Annotated in this window: 19 protein-coding genes; 13 read left to right on the forward strand and 6 right to left on the reverse strand. The window is 73.6% G+C overall.

Annotation, left to right across the window (positions count from 1 at the left end; all coding sequences use genetic code 11):
* Positions 1–10 precede the first annotated feature (10 nt).
* Together MU522_RS09095 and MU522_RS09100 are read right to left on the reverse strand one after the other, a co-directional pair.
* The gene (locus MU522_RS09095) at positions 11–415 is read right to left on the reverse strand and encodes a hypothetical protein (RefSeq protein WP_246990709.1); all 405 of its coding nucleotides are present in this window, start codon (positions 413–415) and stop codon (positions 11–13) included.
* Positions 415–1,713: a M20/M25/M40 family metallo-hydrolase gene (locus tag MU522_RS09100; RefSeq protein WP_246990710.1), complete on the reverse strand. Its 1,299-nt coding sequence runs from the start codon at positions 1,711–1,713 to the stop codon at positions 415–417. Before MU522_RS09100 ends, MU522_RS09095 begins: the two co-directional genes overlap by 1 nt.
* Before the next feature lie 76 nt (positions 1,714–1,789).
* Here MU522_RS09100 and MU522_RS09105 point away from each other — a divergent pair, with 76 nt between their 5' ends.
* Genes MU522_RS09105 through MU522_RS09115 form a run of 3 tightly spaced genes read left to right on the forward strand, consistent with a single transcriptional unit; the run spans position 1,790 to position 4,895 of the window.
* Positions 1,790–2,644 carry a tryptophan 2,3-dioxygenase family protein gene (locus tag MU522_RS09105; protein WP_128190172.1) on the forward strand — a complete coding sequence of 285 codons (855 nt, stop codon included), beginning with the start codon at positions 1,790–1,792 and terminating at the stop codon, positions 2,642–2,644.
* Positions 2,641–3,669 (forward strand): hydrolase, encoded by a 1,029-nt coding sequence (locus MU522_RS09110; protein WP_246990711.1) that lies wholly within the window; start codon positions 2,641–2,643, stop codon positions 3,667–3,669. Before MU522_RS09105 ends, MU522_RS09110 begins: the two co-directional genes overlap by 4 nt.
* A complete protein-coding gene (locus MU522_RS09115) occupies positions 3,666–4,895 on the forward strand; it encodes an aminotransferase class V-fold PLP-dependent enzyme (RefSeq protein WP_246990712.1) in 1,230 nt (409 codons plus the stop codon). Before MU522_RS09110 ends, MU522_RS09115 begins: the two co-directional genes overlap by 4 nt.
* On the opposite strand, the gene MU522_RS09120 is transcribed toward MU522_RS09115, so the two are convergent.
* Positions 4,882–5,520, reverse strand: a complete 639-nt coding sequence (locus tag MU522_RS09120) for a hypothetical protein (protein ID WP_146357373.1) — start codon at positions 5,518–5,520, stop codon at positions 4,882–4,884. The two genes, MU522_RS09115 and MU522_RS09120, sit on opposite strands and share 14 nt — an antisense overlap.
* A gap of 122 nt (positions 5,521–5,642) precedes the next feature.
* Here MU522_RS09120 and MU522_RS09125 point away from each other — a divergent pair, with 122 nt between their 5' ends.
* The 3 genes from MU522_RS09125 to rpsO all read left to right on the forward strand — a co-directional run bounded on the left by MU522_RS09125 (position 5,643) and on the right by rpsO (position 8,793).
* Positions 5,643–7,142 carry an aspartate ammonia-lyase gene (locus MU522_RS09125; protein ID WP_246990713.1) on the forward strand — a complete coding sequence of 500 codons (1,500 nt, stop codon included), beginning with the start codon at positions 5,643–5,645 and terminating at the stop codon, positions 7,140–7,142.
* Positions 7,143–7,176: 34 nt separating this feature from the next.
* Entirely contained in the window at positions 7,177–8,427 is a 1,251-nt protein-coding gene (locus MU522_RS09130; RefSeq protein ID WP_246990714.1) for a PrsW family intramembrane metalloprotease, read from the forward strand.
* A 96-nt stretch (positions 8,428–8,523) separates the two neighbouring features.
* A complete protein-coding gene (gene rpsO / locus MU522_RS09135; RefSeq protein ID WP_128190649.1) occupies positions 8,524–8,793 on the forward strand; it encodes a 30S ribosomal protein S15 in 270 nt (89 codons plus the stop codon).
* Between the two features lie 140 nt (positions 8,794–8,933).
* Here rpsO and MU522_RS09140 read toward each other — a convergent pair whose 3' ends face one another.
* Positions 8,934–10,010: a hypothetical protein gene (locus MU522_RS09140; RefSeq protein WP_246990715.1), complete on the reverse strand. Its 1,077-nt coding sequence runs from the start codon at positions 10,008–10,010 to the stop codon at positions 8,934–8,936.
* Positions 10,011–10,247: 237 nt separating this feature from the next.
* Between MU522_RS09140 and MU522_RS09145 the strand changes: the two genes are divergently transcribed.
* The 3 genes from MU522_RS09145 to MU522_RS09155 all read left to right on the forward strand — a co-directional run bounded on the left by MU522_RS09145 (position 10,248) and on the right by MU522_RS09155 (position 14,643).
* Complete coding sequence (locus MU522_RS09145) at positions 10,248–12,527, forward strand: polyribonucleotide nucleotidyltransferase (protein WP_246990716.1); 2,280 nt, start codon at positions 10,248–10,250, stop codon at positions 12,525–12,527.
* Positions 12,528–12,602: 75 nt separating this feature from the next.
* The gene (locus tag MU522_RS09150; protein WP_128189577.1) at positions 12,603–13,976 is read left to right on the forward strand and encodes a pitrilysin family protein; all 1,374 of its coding nucleotides are present in this window, start codon (positions 12,603–12,605) and stop codon (positions 13,974–13,976) included.
* A gap of 64 nt (positions 13,977–14,040) precedes the next feature.
* Complete coding sequence (locus MU522_RS09155; RefSeq protein WP_128189571.1) at positions 14,041–14,643, forward strand: histidine phosphatase family protein; 603 nt, start codon at positions 14,041–14,043, stop codon at positions 14,641–14,643.
* A 10-nt stretch (positions 14,644–14,653) separates the two neighbouring features.
* On the opposite strand, the gene MU522_RS09160 is transcribed toward MU522_RS09155, so the two are convergent.
* Positions 14,654–15,112, reverse strand: coding sequence for a GNAT family N-acetyltransferase (locus MU522_RS09160; protein WP_246990717.1), 459 nt, complete (start codon positions 15,110–15,112; stop codon positions 14,654–14,656).
* 52 nt (positions 15,113–15,164) lie between these two features.
* On the opposite strand from MU522_RS09160, the gene dapB reads away from it, so the two are divergent.
* From dapB to MU522_RS09180, 4 genes are read left to right on the forward strand one after another with little or no spacing between them, the layout of a single operon-like run.
* The gene (gene dapB / locus MU522_RS09165) at positions 15,165–15,869 is read left to right on the forward strand and encodes a 4-hydroxy-tetrahydrodipicolinate reductase (RefSeq protein WP_246990718.1); all 705 of its coding nucleotides are present in this window, start codon (positions 15,165–15,167) and stop codon (positions 15,867–15,869) included.
* A complete protein-coding gene (locus tag MU522_RS09170; protein ID WP_348645594.1) occupies positions 15,866–16,345 on the forward strand; it encodes a hypothetical protein in 480 nt (159 codons plus the stop codon). Before dapB ends, MU522_RS09170 begins: the two co-directional genes overlap by 4 nt.
* Positions 16,342–17,139, forward strand: coding sequence for a thymidylate synthase (locus MU522_RS09175; RefSeq protein WP_246990719.1), 798 nt, complete (start codon positions 16,342–16,344; stop codon positions 17,137–17,139). The genes MU522_RS09170 and MU522_RS09175 overlap by 4 nt, the downstream gene beginning before the upstream one ends.
* 8 nt (positions 17,140–17,147) lie before the next feature.
* Positions 17,148–17,654, forward strand: coding sequence for a dihydrofolate reductase (locus MU522_RS09180; protein WP_246990720.1), 507 nt, complete (start codon positions 17,148–17,150; stop codon positions 17,652–17,654).
* 6 nt (positions 17,655–17,660) lie between these two features.
* Here MU522_RS09180 and MU522_RS09185 read toward each other — a convergent pair whose 3' ends face one another.
* Entirely contained in the window at positions 17,661–19,253 is a 1,593-nt protein-coding gene (locus MU522_RS09185; protein WP_246990721.1) for a cell wall-binding repeat-containing protein, read from the reverse strand.
* Positions 19,254–19,408: the final 155 nt, after the last annotated feature.

Raw genomic sequence — 19,408 nt, forward strand, 5'->3', positions numbered from 1 at the left:
CGTCTGCGCCTCAGCCGAGCGCCGCGACGAACCCGGCCCACGGCATCCGCTCCACGACGCCCTCGGCGGCGGCCGCGAGCTCGGGGTCGTCGGTGACGAGCGCGTCGGCCTGCAGCGACGCGACCGCGAGCGGCTCCGCCCGCGTCGCGTCGTCCCAGCCGAGCCGCGCGGCGTGCCGCCAGGCGACCGAGCGCGAGACGCGGTCGGCGAGCAGCCGCACCTTGAGCGACGCGAGCGCCTCGAGCTGCGCCCGCCCCTCCGCCTCGGGCAGGTCGCCCGCGCGCACCTCGGCCCACAGCAGCTGCATGACCTGCGAGCGCAGCGCCCCCGCGCCGACCAGCTGGTGCTCGCCCACGTCGACGCGCTCGCGCACGATCCGCAGCGCGGTGGGCGCGTCGATCGCGAACCGCGCCATCAGCAGCTCGACTCGATGAGGTCGGCGTACCAGCGGCAGCCGTCCAGCCACGTGTCGACGCGGATGCGCTCGTCGCGCGCGTGCAGGGTGAGGCGCTCGTCGCGGGTCATCGCGAAGGGCGCGAAGCGGTAGACGCGGTCGGTGATGCGATGCGCGTGCCGGCCGTCGGTGCCGCCGAGCATCACGTACGGCACGGTGAGCACGTCGGGCCGCAGCCGCGCGATCGCCGCCGCGACGTCGTCCCAGCCGGGGCCCGCCGAGGGGCTCTCGGGGCTCGGTCCGTGGCCGTGCAGCACCTCGAGCGACACCTGCGGGTCGGCGACCGCCCGCCGCACGTGCGCGACCGTCTCGTCGACGCTCGAGCCGAGCGCGATCCGCGCGTTCACGACCGCGACCGCCTCCTCCGCGAGCGCGTTGGGCGCGGCCGCGCCCGAGAGCTGCGTGACGACCGCGGTGGTCGAGAGCATCGCCCGCGTCTCGTCGCCGCGCGCCAGGATGCGCTCCACGAGCGGCCGCGCGCGCCGCACCTGCCGCAGCACCGCGCCCTGCGGCCCCGACGCATCCGCCCCCAGCAGCTCGAGCATGCGCAGCGCGGGCTCCGGCAGCGAGCGCGGGAAGGGGGCGCGGTCGAGCCGCCGGATCGCGCGCGCGAGCCGCGACGTCGCCGGCAGCCTCGGCGGGGTCGACGCGTGCCCGCCCACCTGCGCCACGCGCATCCGGATGTTGGCGAAGCCCTTCTCGGCCACGCCCACCACCGCCACGTCGCGCGCGACGCCCGCGACCGGCGGCTCGATGATCGCGCCGCCCTCGTCGAGCGCCCACGCGGGCCGCACGCCGCGCGCGTCGAGCTCGGCGATGGCCGACGCGGCGCCGGTGCCCATGGTCTCCTCATCGTGGCCGAAGACGAGCCACACGTCGCGCGCGGGCGCGAAGCCCGCCGCGAGCAGCGCCTCGACGGCGACGCAGATGCCGACGAGCGAGCCCTTGTCGTCGAGCGTGCCGCGGCCCCACACGTGCGTCGCGTCGCGGTTGCCGCCGTAGGGCGGATGCGTCCACCCGGCGGGCGGGGCCGGCACGACGTCCTGGTGGGCCATGAGCAGCGCCGGCGCTCCCTCGCCCCGACCCGGCCACCGCGCGAGCAGCGTCGCGCCGATCGACTCGACCTCGAGCGAGGCGAACAGCCGCGGGAAGCGCTCGCGGAGCGCCGCCTGGAAGGCGGGCATCTGCGCCGCCTCCTCGGTCGGCACGCGCACGAGCGCGATCAGGTCGTCGACGGCCGCGTCCGGGATCTCCACCACGCCGCCAGCGTAGGGCGGCCGGGCCGACGGCGGGCACCGCGGCGCGTTACCGTGGGGGCGAGCCGAAGGAGGCCCCGTGCCCGTCGAGGACAACACCCGCGAGATCGAGTCGACGATCGTCACCGACCTGCGCGAGCGCATGAGCTACGGGTCGTACCTCGGGCTCGACACGCTGCTCGCCTCGCAGCACCCGCGCAGCGAGCCGGAGCACCACGACGAGCTGCTGTTCATCATCCAGCACCAGACGACCGAGCTGTGGCTGAAGCTCGTCATCCACGAGCTCGACGACGCCCGCCGGCTGCTCGCCGCCGACGACCTGGGCGCGGCGCTCAAGCGCATCGCGCGCGTGAAGCACATCCAGGAGGTGCTGACGCAGCAGTGGTCGGTGCTCGCGACGCTCACGCCCACCGAGTACGCGCAGTTCCGCGGCGCGCTCGCGAACGCCTCGGGCTTCCAGAGCGCGCAGTACCGGCTGGTCGAGTTCGCGCTCGGCAACAAGCACGAGCGCATGCTGAAGGTCTTCGAGTCGAGCCCCGACGACCACGCGGCGCTCGCGGCCGAGCTCGAGCGGCCGAGCCTCTACGACGAGTTCCTCCGGCACCTCGCCCGCCGCGGCCACGCCGTGCCGACGGCGGTGCTCGAGCGCGACGTGCGGAAGGCGCACGTCTACTCCGAGGAGCTCGTGCCGGTCTTCCAGCGCATCTACGAGGGCGCCGACGACAACTGGCGCGCCTACGAGACGTGCGAGGAGCTCGTCGACCTCGAGGACAACTTCCAGTTCTGGCGCTTCCGGCACCTGCGCACCGTCACCCGCACGATCGGGCGCAAGACCGGCACGGGAGGCTCGAGCGGCGTCGACTTCCTGCAGCGCGCGCTCGACCTGACGTTCTTCCCCGAGCTCTACGCGGTCCGCACGCGGATCGAGGAGTGAGCGCCCCGCGGCTCGTGCGCGTCGCGCACGCGCGCGTCGACGGCGCGTGGTACGCGGATGCGGTGGTGCGGCTCGGCGACGACGGCGTCGCCCTCGCGGGCGCCGACGAGGCCGCGGCCCGCGACCTGCCGAGGCTCGACCTCGCGCTGCTGCCGCCGCTCACCGACGCGCACGTGCACCTCGCGCTCGCCGACCTCGGCGGGCTCGAGGGGAGCCGCATCGCCCGGGTGCTCGACCTCGGCGCCGACCCGGCCGCCGTGCCGGGCCTCGCCGACGCGGCGCGGGCGACGCATCCGGCCCTCGACGTGCGCTTCGCGGGCGCGTTCCTCACCGCGCCGGGCGGCTACCCGTCGGACCGCGCGTGGGCGCCGCCGGGCGGCGTCGTCGAGGTCGCGGGCGGCGCGGCGGCGGCCGCGGCGGTGCGCGCCCAGGCGGCGGCCGGCGCGAGCCTCGTGAAGCTCGTGTCGAACACCGACGACGGGCCGGCCCTCGACGACGAGGCGCTCGCGGCGGCGGTGGCCGAGGCGCACGCGCTGGGGCTCCGCGTCGCGGTGCACGCGCAGGGCGCGGGCCAGCCGGAGCGCGCGATCGCCGCGGGCGCCGACGTGCTCGCGCACACGCCGTGGACGCATCCGCTCGCCGACGACGTCGTGCGCCGCGCCGCCGGGCGCACGGTGTGGATCTCGACCCTCGGCATGCACGCGCGCGACGGCGACGACGAGGCCTTCGCACGCGCCACCGACAACCTCGCGCGCTTCGCGGCGGGCGGGGGAGCGGTCGCCTACGGCACCGACCTCGGCAACGGCTCGAGCCGCCTCGACCTCGACGAAGCGGAGGTCGCGGCGCTGCGGCAGGCCGGGGTCGAGGGGGCGGCGCTCGTCGACGCGCTCACGGCGGCCCGGCTGCTGCCCGGCGGCCCCGTCGCGAGCGCCTTCCCGCCCGACGTCGACGGCGACGCCGCCGCGCTCGCATCCCTGCACCGGTCCCGGCCCGTGCGCATCACCGACCTGGAGGCCCCTCGATGACCGACACCGCCCGCCTCGCCGCCGAGCTCGACGCCGCCGACCCGCTCGCCGCCCACACGGGCGCGTTCGTGCGCGACCCCGGCGTCGTCTCCTACCTCGACGGCAACTCGCTCGGCCGCCCGCTCGCGTCGCTCGAGGAGCGCTTCGCGCGCTTCGTCGGCCACGACTGGGGCAGCCGCCTCATCCGGGGCTGGGACGAGGGCTGGATGCGCCTGCCGTACGAGCTCGGCGACCGCATCGGCGCGCTCGTCGGCGCGGCGCCGGGCCAGACCGTCGTCGGCGACTCGACCACGGTGCTGCTGTACAAGCTCATCCGCGCCGCGGTCGACGCGCCGCGCAGCGCCGGCCGCACCGAGATCGTCATCGACGACGACAACTTCCCGACCGACCGCTTCATCGTCGAGGGCGTCGCCGCCGAGCGCGGCCTCACGATCCGGTGGATCGAGGTCGACCGCGCCGCCGGCGCAACGCTCGAGCAGGTCGAGGCCGCCGTCGGCGAGCGCACCGCGCTCGTGGTGCTGAGCCACGTCGCCTACCGCTCGGGGTTCCTCGCCGACGTCGCTGGCGTCACGCGCGCCGTGCACGACGCGGGCGCGCTCGTGCTGTGGGACCTGTGCCACTCGGCGGGCGTCATCCCCACCGAGCTCGACGCGCACGGCGTCGACCTCGCGGTCGGCTGCACGTACAAGTACTTGAACGGCGGGCCCGGGTCGCCCGCCTTCGCCTACGTGCGGCGCGAGCTGCAGGGCGAGCTGCAGCAGCCGATCCAGGGCTGGATGGGCGCCGCCGACGTCTTCGCGATGGCGCCGAGCTACCGGCCCGCGCCCGACCTGGCCCGGTTCCTGAGCGGCACCCCGCCGGTGCTCGCGACCGTCGCGCTCGCGGCGATGGTCGAGCTCGTCGAGCAGGTGGGCGTCGCCGCCGTGCGCGAGAAGTCGATCGCCCTCACCGGCTTCGCCGAGCAGGCGCTCGCCGCGCACGTGCTGCCGCACGGGGCGGTGCTCGCGAGCCCGCCCGCCGGGCCGCGCCGGGGCAGCCACCTCACCGTCGCGCATCCGTCGTTCCGCGAGGTCAACGCGAGGCTCTGGGAGCGCGGCGTCATCCCCGACTTCCGGGCGCCCGACGGCATCCGCATCGGCCTGTCGCCGCTCAGCACGACGTTCGCCGAGGTCGAGCTCGGCGTCGCGGCGCTCGGGGAGGAGCTCGCGCGCGCTACTCGCGGATGAGGTCGTGCACGGCGACCGCGGCGTCGACCGCCTGCTGGCCCGTGAACGCCGCCTCGCCGCCGTCCCAGCCGACCGAGACGGTCTCGAACTGGTCGAAGGTGTTCACGGTGCCCGAGAACGTCTCGCTCAGCACCGGCGGCTCGCCCACGCCCATCACGAACAGGCCGCGCTCGTTGGCGCCCGGGTCGGCGACGGTGAGGCGCGAGCTCGCGAGCGCGATGAGCTCGTCGGGCGCGAACGTGATGCCGCTGAGCGTGAGGCGCAGCGTGCTGCCGCCCGCCGTCCACGCGCACTGGCGCTCTACGGCGATGTCCTCCTGGTCCTGCGCGTCGCTCGCGGCCTGGTCGAAGTCGAGGCCGCCGGTGAGCTCGGCGACCGCGCCCTCGAGCGCCGCGCACTCGGGGAACTCGGTCGGCGGCTCGATCGGATAGCCCTCGGGGGCGTCCGGGTCGCCCTCGGCGGTCACGGGCGACTCGGATGCGGCGGGGTCGGATGCGGCCGGCTCGCTCGCGGTCGGCTGCGGGCCGGCGGCGGTGGGCTCGGGCGTCTCGTCGGGCGCGGCGGAACCGCAGCCGGCGAGCGCGAGGGCGGAGACGACGGCGAGGGGGAGCAGGAGTCGGGGCACCAGGGCAGGGTATCGGCACCGCGGACCCTCCCCGGCTAGGCTCGTCAGCGGCGGGCGACCCCCGCATCCGCACACCTCCCAGGCCCACCAGGCGCTGGGCCACCGACGGCGATGGAGCCCGCATGACCGACACGCCCCAGTACAAGCTCGACCCGGCCCCGCAGGGCGAGCACCACTACACGGGTCCGACCCGCCTCGAGCGAGACTCGCTCGGCGAGCTGCCGGTCCCCGCCGACGCCTACTGGGGCATCCACACCGAGCGCGCGCTCATCAACTTCCCGATCACCGGCCGCTCGATCTCGGTCTACTCCGACCTCGTCAACGCGCTCGCGGTCGTCAAGCAGGCCTGCGCCCGCGCGAACCGCGAGATCGGGGTGCTCGACCCCGAGAAGGCCGACCTCATCGACCGCGTCTGCCGGCGCATCCGCGGCGGCGAGCTGCACGACCAGTTCAAGGTGGGCGTCATCCAGGGCGGCGCCGGCACCTCGACGAACATGAACACCAACGAGGTCATCGCCAACGCGTGCCTCGTCGAGCTCGGCTTCCCGAAGGGGTCGTACGAGCACTTCAGCCCCATCGACGACGTCAACCGCTCGCAGTCGACGAACGACACCTACCCGACCTCCATCAAGGTCGCGATGTCGTTCACGCTGCGTCGCCTGCTCGACGAGCTGACGCGGCTGACGGATGCGTTCGACGCGAAGGCCGACGAGTTCCGCGACGTGCTGAAGGTCGGCCGTACGCAGCTGCAGGACGCCGTGCCGATGACGCTCGGCCAGGAGTTCCACGGCTTCGCCGTGACGCTGCGGGAGGATCGCGACCGGCTCGAGGAGACCATCAAGTGGCTGAGCGAGGTCAACCTCGGCGCCACCGCGATCGGCACGGGCATCACCGCCGACCCGCGCTACGCCGAGGCCGCCTGCCGGCACCTCGCCGAGCTCACCGGCCTGCCGATCACGGCCGCCGCCGACCTCATCGAGGCGACGAGCGACACCGGCGTGTTCATGACGCTCTCGGGCACGCTCAAGCGCTGCGCGGCGAAGCTCTCCAAGATCTGCAACGACCTGCGGCTGCTCTCCTCGGGCCCGCAGGCGGGCTTCGGCGAGATCTCGCTGCCCGCGAAGCAGGCCGGGTCGTCGATCATGCCCGGCAAGGTCAACCCGGTCATCCCCGAGGTCGTGAACCAGGTCGCGTTCGCCGTCATCGGGTCGGATGCGACGGTGACGGCGGCGTCGGAGGCCGGGCAGCTGCAGCTCAACGCGTTCGAGCCCGTGATCGCCCACTCCATCCTGCAGAGCCTGCACTGGATGACGCAGGCGTGCCTGACGCTGCGGGTGAACTGCGTCGTCGGCATCGAGGCGAACCGCGAGCGGCTCGACCTCATGGTCGGCACGTCGGTCGGCGTCGTCACGGCGCTCACGCCGTACCTCGGCTACGCCGAGTCGGCGAAGCTCGCCCACGAGGCGCTCACGAGCAGCAAGTCGATCGCCGACCTCGTCGTCGAGGCGGGCCTCATGGAGCGCGAGCGGGTCGAGAAGCTGCTGCAGCCCGCGCGCCTGTCGGGCCTGCAGCCCGTGACGCAGGCGATCCCGGTCATCCCGCTGCCCGACGCCGAGCGCTGAGGCGCGGCAGGGCACGGCTCGGTACGCTCCTCGGGTGACCGCCACCGCACCGCTCTCGCCGCTCGCGCGCCGACGGGAGGGCCCGAACGTCGGGCTGATCGTCGGCATCATCGGCATCGCGGTGCTCGCGCTCGCCTCGTTCGGCGTGATCTTCGTGCTCGGCGGCGCGATCGGCAACCCGCTGCTCGTCGCCGTCTCCGGCGTCATGGCGCTCGTGCCGCTCGGCTTCGTCATCTGGGCGGTCGTCGCGATCGACCGGTGGGAGCCCGAGCCGCGGGTGGCGATGTGGTTCGCGGGCCTCTGGGGCGGCGTCGCGGCGGTGCTGCTGACGCTCGCGCTCAACGAGTGGGTGCTGCAGCCGCTCGTCGTGCCGCTGCTGCGCTCGCAGGAGGAGTTCGAGTTCTACGCGACCGTCATCCAGGCGCCGGTGGTGGAGGAGCTCTGGAAGGCGATCCCGGTCGTCATCATGTTCCTGTTCTTCCGGCGCACGTTCGACGGACCGGTCGACGGCGTCGTCTTCGCGGCGCTGTCGGCAGCGGGGTTCGCGTTCACCGAGAACATCCTCTACTTCGGCACGTCGCTCGCCGAGTCGGGCGACGGCTCGTTCATCTTCTTCCTGCGCGGCATCATGAGCCCGCTCACGCACGCGATCTTCACGGCGGTCGGGATCGGGCTCGCGCTCGGCTTCGCGGCGAGGCTGCGCAGCCGGTGGTGGATCCTCGTCGCCTTCCCGGCGGGCTGGCTCGTGTCCGCCGCGCTGCACGCGCTGTGGAACTCGGCGAGCTGGTGGGTGCCGGGCGGCACCGTCGGCTTCTTCATCTACTACCTCGTCGTGCAGGTGCCGCTGTGCGCGCTCGCCGCCGTCGCGGTCTGGCTCCTGCTGCGCCAGGAGGTGCGGCTGACGCGGCTGCGGCTCGACGACTACGGGCGCGCCGGCTGGTTCACGCGCGAGGAGGTCGAGCGGCTCTCGAGCGGCGACGGCCGCGCCTCGCTCATGGACTGGGCGAAGCGCCGCGGCGTGCGGCGGTCGATGCACCACTACATCCAGACCGCGACGAAGCTCGCCAACCACCGCCAGCGCGCGCTCGTCGGCCGCACGGGCTCCGGCCACGCCGCCGACGAGACGGCGCTGCTCGGCGACCTCATGCACCACCGCCGCTCGATGGCCGCCGCCGCGATGGGGCAGCCGGTGCAGCTGTCGCACGGCCAGGCGGTGGCGGCCCCCGTCGGCGGCCGCGTGCAGCGCTTCGGCGAGCTCGACGCCCGATGGCCGGTGCGCCGCTGACCTGGTAGTCTTGGCCGGTTGCCGTACATCGGCCGCGGACAGAGAGCGCTCGTGCATCCCGCACGGGCACCGCGCTGTGAGCAGAGAGGGGTCCACATGAGCCTGAACGCAGAGGTCAAGAAGGCCATCATCGAGGAGTACGCCACGCACGAGGGCGACACCGGGAGCCCCGAGGTGCAGGTCGCGATGCTGTCGCGCCGCATCAAGGACCTCACGGAGCACCTGAAGGAGCACAAGCACGACCACCACTCGCGTCGTGGTCTGCTGCTGCTCGTCGGTCAGCGTCGTCGTCTGCTCGGCTACCTGTCCGACGTCGACATCGAGCGCTACCGCTCGCTGATCGAGCGCCTCGGCCTTCGCCGATAGCCTTCCCCAGCGTTCCCGAAGGGCCGTCCCGCGAGGGGCGGCCCTTCGTCGTGCTCAGGGACCGCCCTTCGTCGTGCTCAGGGACCACCCTTCGTCATGCTCAGGGACCGCCCTTCGTCGTCGCTGCGGTCGGCGACCGGTCACCCCGGGCGCACGAGCGCGAGCGCGAGCGCACCGGCGATCAGCGTGGCGACCGACAGCGCCGCCCACAGCCACTTGCGCCGCCGCCGCCGCCGCGACGCGGGGTCCTGGCTGTCGCCGAACGCGAGCGGTGCAGCCGACCGAGCCTCGGCCGCGGCGAGCGCCTCGTGCGAGCCGTAGAACAGGTGCGCCTGGATCGGCTGCATGCCCGAGGCGGCGACGAGCTCGCGCACGCGATGCACGAAGCGCTGCGTCTCCGGCTTCGTCAGGTCCCAGCCGCGCTCGGCGAGCACGGTGACGCTCGTGCCGCTGCAGTCGAGCGCGAGACGGCCCGGCTCTGCCGCGAGCAGCTCGAGCAGGCCGGCCGGCACCGCGCCCACCGTGGCGTCGATCGGCTCGCCGACGGTCTCAGCCGACAGCGTGACCTCCCAGCTGCCGCGTCGCTCGACGCGCGTCGCGAGGCCCGCCCGCTGCGCCCGCTCGGCGTCCTCGATCGCCAGGCGCCTGGTCACGGGCGTCGTCGAGCGCTCCGCGTCGAGCATCTGCACCCAGATCGCCCTGCCGGGTCGACGCTCGACGATGATCGTGAGGAAGCCCCAGCGCAGCCACGGGGCGCGCCCGAAGGACTCGCGCATGGCGAATCCGCCGAACATGGCCGAGCCGCCCAGCAGCGCGTGCTCGACGATCCGATCGACGCCCGACTGCAGCACGAGCGAGCCGGCTCGATGGTCGGTGCTGCGCGCGATCGCGCCGAGCGCATTGTCGCGCGCGAAGCGCAGCAGCCTCGCCTGGCGTCGCACCGCCATCCGTCTCGTCACGACGATCCAGACCGCGAGCCCCAGGCAGAAGGCCCCGAACAGCCCGCAGACGATCGCCATCTCGGCGTCGCCGCTCGTGACGCCCATGAGCGAGACGAGCAGCATGAGCACCCCGATCGGGATGGTGACCCACAGCACCAGCCGCAGCCGTGGGTCGTGCTGGCCGGCGGCGGTGAGCCAGGCGCGGGTGCGGCGCACGTCGTCGTCGGAGAGCGGTCGGTCGAGGGAGGACACGTCGAGCCGGGGCACCGTCTGCATCGGCTCATCGTACGAGGCAGCGTCTCCGGCCCATCCGAGGCGCCGACTGCTACCATCGATCCGGTTGCTGTTCATCCATCGCAGCCATCGCGCGTCCGCAGACGAGACCCAGAGGCTGGTCGTTGGTGGAGGATGCCGAAGCGGAGCTTCGACCTCGCCCACTGATGACCACACCTCCTCGAGCAGGCGACGCGCGGAACCGCAGCGCGTCCTCGCGCCCACGAGAGGAGTGACCCTATGGAGGGTCCAGAGATCACATTCGCCGAAGCCGTCCTCGACAACGGCCGCTTCGGCACCCGCACCGTCCGCTTCGAGACCGGCCGCCTCGCGCAGCAGGCGCAGGGCGCCGCGGTCGCGTACATCGACGAGGAGACGATGCTGCTGAGCGCCACGAGCGTCTCCAAGCAGCCGAAGGACCACTTCGACTTCTTCCCGCTCACCGTCGACGTCGAGGAGCGCATGTACGCCGCGGGCCGCATCCCCGGCTCGTTCTTCCGCCGCGAGGGCCGCCCCTCGACCGACGCGATCCTCACGTGCCGCCTCATCGACCGGCCGCTGCGCCCGTCGTTCGTGGAGGGCATCCGCAACGAGGTGCAGGTCGTCGTCACCGTGCTCGCCATCGAGCCCGACGAGATCTACGACGCGCTCGCGATCAACGCCGCGTCCATGTCGACGCAGCTCTCGGGCCTGCCGTTCGACGGCCCGATCGGCGGCGTGCGCGTCGCGCTCATCGACGGCCAGTGGGTCGCCTTCCCCAAGCACTCGCAGCTCGAGCAGGCCGTGTTCAACATGGTCGTCGCCGGCCGCGTGGTCACCGACGCCGCCGGCGTCGAGGACGTCGCGATCATGATGGTCGAGGCCGAGGCCACCGACAACGCCTGGGAGCTCATCCAGGGCGGCGCCGTGAAGCCGACCGAGGAGATCGTCGCGCAGGGCCTCGAGGCATCGAAGCCGTTCATCAAGCAGCTCGTCGCCGCGCAGGCCGAGGTCGCCAAGACCGCCGCCAAGGAGACGCAGCAGTACCCGCTGTTCCCGCCGTACTCGGAGGAGGCGCTCGTCGCCGTCCGCGAGGTCGCGCAGGAGCGCCTGTCGGAGGTCTACCGGATCGCCGGCAAGCTCGAGCGCCAGGACGCCGACGACCAGCTCAAGGAGCAGGTCAAGCAGGAGATCAACGCGCGCATCGAGCGCGGCGAGCTGGAGGCCGTCGTCGCGACGCAGGTCTCGGGCGCCTACAAGGCCGTGACGAAGGAGGTCGTCCGCGGACGCATCCTCTCCGAGCAGGTCCGCATGGACGGCCGCGGCCTCGCCGACATCCGTCCGCTCGACGCCGAGGTCGCGGTCGTGCCGCGCGTGCACGGCTCCGCGATCTTCCAGCGCGGCGAGACGCAGATCATGGGCATCACGACCCTGAACATGCTGAAGCTCGAGCAGCAGATCGACTCGCTGAGCCCGGTCACGTCGAAGCGCTACATGCACAACTACAACTTCCCGCCGTACTCGACGGGCGAGACGGGCCGCGTCGGCAGCCCGAAGCGCCGCGAGATCGGCCACGGCGCCCTGGCCGAGCGCGCGCTCGTGCCCGTGCTGCCGAGCCGGGAGGACTTCCCGTACGCGATCCGCCAGGTCTCGGAGGCGCTGGGCTCGAACGGCTCGACGTCGATGGGCTCGGTCTGCGCGTCGACCCTCGCGCTGCTGAACGCCGGCGTGCCGCTCAAGGCGCCCGTCGCGGGCATCGCGATGGGCCTCGTCAGCGACACGGTCGACGGCGAGACCCGCTACGCGGCGCTCACCGACATCCTCGGCGCCGAGGACGCGCTCGGCGACATGGACTTCAAGGTCGCCGGCACGCCGGAGTTCATCACGGCCATCCAGCTCGACACGAAGCTCTCGGGCCTGCCGGCCTCGGTGCTGACGAGCGCGCTGACGCAGGCGAAGGAGGCGCGCACGAAGATCCTCGAGGTCCTCAACGCCGCCATCGACGCCCCCGACGAGATGGCGCCCACCGCGCCGCGCGTCATCAGCGTGCAGATCCCGGTCGACAAGATCGGCGAGCTGATCGGCCCGAAGGGCAAGACGATCAACCAGATCCAGGACGACACGGGCGCCCAGATCTCGATCGAGGACAACGGCACCGTCTACATCGGCGCCGTCGACGGGCCGTCGGCGGAGGCCGCGCGCTCCGCGGTCAACGCGATCGCCAACCCCTCGAACCCCGAGGTCGGCGAGCGCTTCCTCGGCACCGTCGTGAAGATCGCGTCGTTCGGCGCGTTCGTCTCGCTGATGCCGGGTCGCGACGGCCTGCTGCACGTGACCGCCATGCGCGCGCTCAACGGCGGCAAGCGCATCGAGAGCGTCGAGGACGTCGTCTCGGTGGGTCAGAAGATCCAGGTCGAGATCACGAAGATCGACGACCGCGGCAAGCTCTCGCTCGAGGTCGTCGACGAGTCGGCGCCCGTCGCCCCCGTCACCGCGGACGGCTCCGCGGAGTCGTCGGTCTCGGCAGACTCGGCCGAGTAGCGCACGACGCTCGGATGCCCCCACCCCGCCGGGTGGGGGCATCCGTCGTCTCCGGGCGGCTCGTAGACTGGACGGATGCCTGCCGTCGCCCTCCCGCTCGAGACCCCCGAGATCGCCATCGCCGCCGCCGGCGGCGCCGTCGTGCGCCGCAGCGTGCTGCCGAGCGGCGTGCGCGTGCTCACCGAGCAGGTCCCGGGCGCGCTGAGCGCGTCGGTCGGCTTCTGGGTGCCCGTCGGATCGCGCGACGAGCCGGGTGACGCGCGCGGCGCGACGCACTTCCTCGAGCACCTGCTCTTCAAGGGCACGCCGACGCGCACCGCCTTCGACATCGCGGTGGCGTTCGACGAGGTCGGGGGCGAGCACAACGCGCTCACGGCCAAGGAGCACACCTGCTACTACGCGAAGGTGCGCGACCGCGACCTGCCGATGGCCATCGACGTGCTCGCCGACATGGTCACGTCGTCGCTGCTCGACGCCGACGAGTTCGAGCACGAGCGCGAGGTCATCCTCGAGGAGCTCGCGATGGCCGACGACGACCCGGGCGACGTCGCGGGGGAGCGCCTGAGCGAGCTCGTGCACGGCGAGCAGGCGCCGCTCGGCCGCCCGATCGGCGGCACGCCCGAGTCGATCCGGGCCGTCTCGCGCGACCGCGTGCACGAGCATTACCGCGAGCACTACGCCGCGCGCGACCTCGTCGTCACCATCGCGGGCGCCGTCGACCACGACGCGGTCGTCGAGCAGCTGCAGCTCGCGCTCACCCGCTACGGCTGGTCGCTCGCCGATGCCGCCCCGCGGCCCCGCCGCACGGGCGGCGGCGAGGGCTACGCGGCCGGCGGGCTCGCGCTCGTGCAGCGGCCGCTCGAGCAGGTCAACCTCATGCTCGGCACGCCCGGCCTCGTGGCCACCGACGAGCGCCGCAGCGCGATGGCGGTGCTGAACGCGGTGCTCGGCGCCGGCATGTCGTCGCGGCTGTTCCAGGAGATCCGCGAGAAGCGCGGCCTCGCCTACTCGGTCTACTCGTTCGCCTCCGGCTACGCCGACGCGGGGCTCATGGGCATGGCCGCCGCGTGCGCGCCCCGCAAGACGCTCGAGGTCGCCGGCCTCATGGTGGGCGAGCTCGAGCGCCTCGCCGAGGGCGTCGACGACGACGAGCTGCGCCGCGCGAAGGGGCAGCTCGCGGGCGGCTCCGCGCTCGCGCTCGAGGACACCGACACGCGCATGTCGCGCCTCGGCCGGGCTGAGCTGACGCTCGGCGAGTTCCTCGACATCGACGCCACCCTCGAGCGCATCGAGCGCGTCACGGACGCCGACGTGCGCGCCCTGGCCGCGCAGCTCGCATCCGGACCCCGCTCGATCGCGGCCGTCGGCCAGGTGCCGGACGGCCTCGACGCGCTCGCCGTGTCCCCCACGGCGGGTAGGGTGGATGGAGCGGCGGCGGCCGCTCACTGACAGCGAACGACGGCGCGTCCGCGCGCCCACGACGGGGCGCGATGCTGCGCCCGCCGGAGGAACGATGGCGCACCTGCTCTACCTGGTCCGACATGGGGAGCAGCTCGATGCGGAGCACGGCGTCGAGGACGGCCGGCTCTCCGGGCGCGGCGTGCGGCAGGCCCACGCGATCGCGCAGCGGCTCTCGGGCGTCGACTTCGACCACGCGTGGACCTCCCCGCTGCAGCGCGCCACCGAGACCGCCGCGATCATGGGGGAGCGGCTGCCCGCGGTCGAGTTCGAGCGGTCGTCGCTGCTGCTCGACTGCATCCCGTCGGGCCTCGAGCCCGACACGCCCGTGGGCTTCCACCGCTTCCTCGAGAGCGTGCGGCCCGCCGAGGCCGAGGCGGGCGCCGCGCAGATGCACGACGCCGCCGAGCACTGGCTGCGCCCGTCGCGCGGCGACCTCAACGAGCTGCTCATCACCCACAACTTCGTCATCGGCTGGTTCGTGCGCGAGGTCATGCAGTCGCCCAGCTGGCAGTGGATGGGCCTCAACCAGGCGAACTGCGGCTTGACGATCATCCGCCGCCGCTCGGGCAAGCCGCCGCAGCTCGTCGTGCACAACGACCTCGGCCACCTGCCGCCGGAGGACCGCACGGGCCTCCCGATCCCGCAGCCGTACTAGCCGCGGCGCCTCAGCGCAGGGGCTTCAGGAACCAGGTGGTCGCGTTCGGATTGTCGTTGTAGGCGGGCACGGATGCGTAGCCGCGGGTCGTGTAGAGGCGGTTCGCCACCTCGAGCGCGCTGTTCGTGTCGAGCACGACCTCCGTCGCGCCGAGCTCGGCGGCGCGCGCCTCGAGCGCCGCGAGCAGCGCGGCGCCGGTGCCCTGCCCGCGGCCGGCGGGTGCGACGTAGAGGTGCTTGACCTCGAAGCGCGACGGTCCGAGCCGTCGCAGCGCACCGCATCCGACCGCCTCGTCGCCGCTCCAGGCGACGAGGAACGCGCCGTCGGGGGCGCGGAGCGTCGCGGGGTCGGCCGGCTTCGGGCGGTACTGCCCGCCGACGAAGGTGATCGCCCGGTCGGCGAAGTAGGCGTCGAGCAGCCCCTGCGCGACGGCGGAGGCGGGGTCCTCGAGAGCGATCGTGACTGCCACGGTGCCACTCTACGGGCGGGCCGGGCGCGCTCATCGCCGTAGGCTGGAGGGCATGGCAGGCCCCACCCGCATCGGCATCGCAGGCTCCACCGGCAGGCTCGGATCGCTCGCGCTGCGGCTGGCCCGGGAGGCCGACGACCTCGAGCCGGTCGAGCTCGACGTGCGCGAGGGGCTCCACCTCGACGGGCTCGATGTCATCTTCGACGCGACCGTGCTCGGCGCCAGCCAGCAGCTCGTCGAGGCTGCGGTCGCCGCGGGCGTGCCGGCGGTGGTCGGCACGAGCGGCTGGACCCATGAGCGCATCGAGGCCCTGCGCGCCCGCGGTGCCGAGCGCATCCGCATCGTCCCCAACTTCTCGCTCGGCAGCGTGCTCGAGACGCACCTCGCGACCATCGCCGCGCAGCACTTCGGCGCGGTCGAGGTCGTCGAGGCGCACCACGACCGCAAGCGCGACGCGCCGAGCGGCACGGCCACGCGCACCGCCGAGGCGATCGGCGCCGTGCGCGGGTTCCACCCCGCGACGCCCGACGAGCCGGGCCGCGGCGCGATCGTCGCGGGCGTGCCGGTCCATGCGATCCGGCTGCCGGGCGTCGTGGCGCGGCAGGAGGTCATCTTCGGCGGCGTCGGCGAGACCCTGACGATCCGTCATGACACGACCTCGAGCGACTCCTACTCGGCTGGCATCCTGCTGGCGCTGCGCGCCGACGCGCGCCCCGGCGTCACCGTCGGCATCGGCGACCTGCTGGGGCTCGCGTGACCGAGCGCCCCGCGGCTCGCACCGCGACGCGCAAGTGGGCCGCGCTCGCGATGGCGGCCGTGCTCGCGCTCTACGTCGTGCTCGCCGGCGACCGCGCGGTGCGCTTCCTCGCCTCGGGCGAGCCCGTCGCGATCGCCGTCGGCGTCGCGCTCGTCGTGACGTTCCTCGTCGGCGCGTGGGCGCTCGTGCGCGAGGTTCTCTTCGGGCTGCAGCTCGAGCGCGCCACCCGGCAGCTCGCCGACGAGGGCGGCATGCCCGCGCCGCTGCCGGGCACGCCGTCGGGTCGCGCCGAGCGCGACGCCGCCGAGCAGGCGTTCCCGGTCGCGAAGGCCGACGTCGAGGCGCACCCGGAGTCGTGGCGCTCGTGGCTGCGCCTGTCGATGGCGTACGACGCGGCACGCGATCGGCGGCGCGCGCGCATGGCTGCGCGGAAGGCGATCGCGCTGCGGAAGACTGAGAGCCTGGAGGCACGATGACGCACCCCTACGAGGAGCTCCTCGCCGACGTGCTCGCGCACGGCGAGCACAAGAGCGACCGCACCGGCACCGGCACCCGCTCGGTGTTCGGCCGCCAGCTGCGCTACGACCTGTCGGAGGGCTTCCCGCTCATCACGACGAAGCGCGTGCACTTCAAGTCGATCGCGCTCGAGCTGCTGTGGTTCCTGCGCGGCGACTCCAACGTGCGCTGGCTGCAGGAGCGCGGCGTCACGATCTGGGACGAGTGGGCGGATGCGGATGGCGAGCTGGGCCCCGTCTACGGCGTCCAGTGGCGCTCGTGGCCGTCACCCGACGGCGGCACCATCGACCAGATCCAGCAGGTGATCGACGAGATCCGCCGCAACCCCGACTCGCGGCGCCTCATCGTCTCCGCGTGGAACCCGGCCGACATCCCCGAGATGGCGCTCGCGCCGTGCCACGCCCTCTTCCAGTTCTCCGTCGCCGGCGGCCGGCTCTCGTGCCAGCTGTACCAGCGCTCGGCCGACATGTTCCTCGGCGTGCCGTTCAACATCGCCAGCTACGCGCTGCTCACGCACCTCGTCGCCGATCAGACGGGGCTCGCGGTCGGCGACTTCATCTGGACCGGCGGCGACTGCCACATCTACGACAACCACGTCGAGCAGGTCACCGAGCAGCTCTCGCGCGAGCCGTTCCCGCTCCCGACGCTGCGCCTGAAGACCCACCGCGCGTCGATCTTCGACGTCGAGTACGACGACCTCGAAGTGGTCGGCTATCAGCACCACCCGGCCATCAAGGCACCGGTCGCCGTCTGATGCTCGGCATGATCTGGGCCGAGGCGCGCGGCGGCGTCATCGGCGAGGCCGGCGACATGCCGTGGCGGCTGCCCGAGGACATGGCGCGCTTCAAGGCGATCACGATGGGCCACCCGGTGGTGATGGGGCGACGCACCTGGGAGTCCTTCCCCGAGCGCTTCCGCCCGCTGCCCGGGCGCGACAACATCGTCATCACGTCTGACCGCGACTACGTCGCTCCCGGCGCCCGCGTCGTGCCGAGCCTCGAGCGGGCGCTCGAGGTCGCCGCCGAGCTCGGCGACGAGGCGTGGGTCGTCGGCGGCGGACGCGTCTACCGCGACGCCATGCACCTCGCCGACCGGCTCGAGATCACCGACATCGACCTCGACGCATCCGGCGACACGACCGCGCCCCACGCCGGCACGGAGGGTGCGGATGCGTCGTGGCGGCTGGTCGCGCGCGATCCGGCGGAGGGGTGGCACGTCAGCCGCACGGGCCTGCGCTACCGCTACCGCACGCTCGAGCGCGGCCGCTGACGCCGGTCAGCGGACGGAGAGCGCCCAGCTGCTGTCCGTCATGGCGCGCACGCCGATGACCGAGAGGCCGCCGGCGATCGGGGCCGAGCTCGGGAACTGCGTCCCCACGGCGAACGGCTCCTGCGACTGCCAGTAGCCGTACAGCTGACGGATGCCGGTCGTGCGGGTGGAGCCGCCGCTGCTCACCGTCAGCGTCGCCTCGGGTCCCATCCGCAGCAGCACGGCGTCGGAGGAGCCGGTTGCGGAGCTGGACAGCACCGGGGCGTTGGTCAGGTCCCGCACCTCGAGCGTCCACGACCCCTGCGCCTCGACGCGCAGGTACCGGGCGGGCGATGGGCCCCCGTACGGCGCCAGCAGCGACGTGCCCCGGTAGGGCGCCCAGCCCCCGCCGATGGTGTCGAGGTGCCCCCGGTCCCGGTCGAGCGCATGGATGAAGACCGAACCGCTGCCCTCGATGCGCGCGATCACCTGGGCGTAGCTGATGCTGCGGCCGAGGTCGATGACCCGGGGCCCGGTGCCGGAGTGCTGCTGTGCCGGGAAGGCCCCGTACACCTGCGCGATCTGCTGCCGCAGCGACGTAGTGCACGGCTCGAGCCGCAGGGCGGCGTCGCTGACCGTCGCCGAGCTTCCCAGGCCCACGACGGCCTCGACTCCCAGCTGGTCCGCGCGATCGCGCAGCATGGGCGTGATGGCCGCATGGCAGCCGTTCGGGGTGAGGAACATCGGGGCGTTCGACATCGCCGAGAGCGCCGCCCCGGCGAGGGCGTCCGGGAAGTCCTGCCCCGTGGCGAGCAGCATCACGGGCGACTGCTCGTCGCTCCACGCCGCGTTGATCTCGCGCGCGGTGTCGTAGCGATCGCGTCCCGCGAACCGCGCGACCGATGCCGCTCCCACGCGCTCGAGGCCGAGCGCATCCGCCGCACTGACAGAGGGCTCGCCGCCCGCGATGGAGAGGTGCCGGCCCTCGACCGACGACGCCACGGTCGCCAGCCACGCCTCGGCCGCGGCGGGAGTGCTGCCGTGGTGGTCGAGCACGACGGCCTGGTGGTGACGACCGGCGACGGACGCCGCGACGAGGGCGTCGGGGAACTTCGACCCGGACGCGATCCAGATCTCGTCCACCGGCCCGCTGTGCTCGAGCCGCTCGAGCAGCAGGAGGGACGTCTCCACGCGGCCGGCGCCGCCGAGCCGCGCCACCTCGGCGCGGCTTCCGCCGCGCTCGGCAGCGGCCACGGCCTGCTGGACGACCGCGTCGGAGATCGAGGCCTCGGAGCCGACGATCACGATCTCGCTGGGGGCGAGCTCGGCGATGCGCTCCGCGACCACGCCCGGCAGCGCCTGCTGGGCGGTGAGCAGCAGGTGGCCGCCCTCAGCGGCGACGACGGGGGCCGCGGAGAGGGCGTCCGGGAACTTCTGGCCGTTCGCGAGGAAGACCGGCCCGCCGGCAGCGTCCATGGCGCGGTCGACCTCGACCGCCGTCGTCCAGCGGTCCGGTCCCTCGAGGCGGTGCGCCTCGAACGCCTCGGCGGGCGCCGCCGCCGTGGTCAGGCCGGTCGCGACGAGCGCGAGGGAGGCGGCGAGGGCGACGAGAGCGCGCATGGCTGTCCTAGCTGCGAGGGGCAGCATGGGGGCTGCACGACGGGGGTCAGCGCGATCCTATGAAGAACCCTCAGCTGTGCGCGGCTCGGCACGGTAACGATTCGGTCACACCCAGCGTGGCGACGGCTGAGGCCCCTGCCGCCACCTGGGACGTG

It is taken from the genome of Agrococcus sp. SCSIO52902 (genome assembly GCF_022983135.1).
GTDB classification, from domain to species: Bacteria; Actinomycetota; Actinomycetes; order Actinomycetales; family Microbacteriaceae; genus Agrococcus; species Agrococcus sediminis.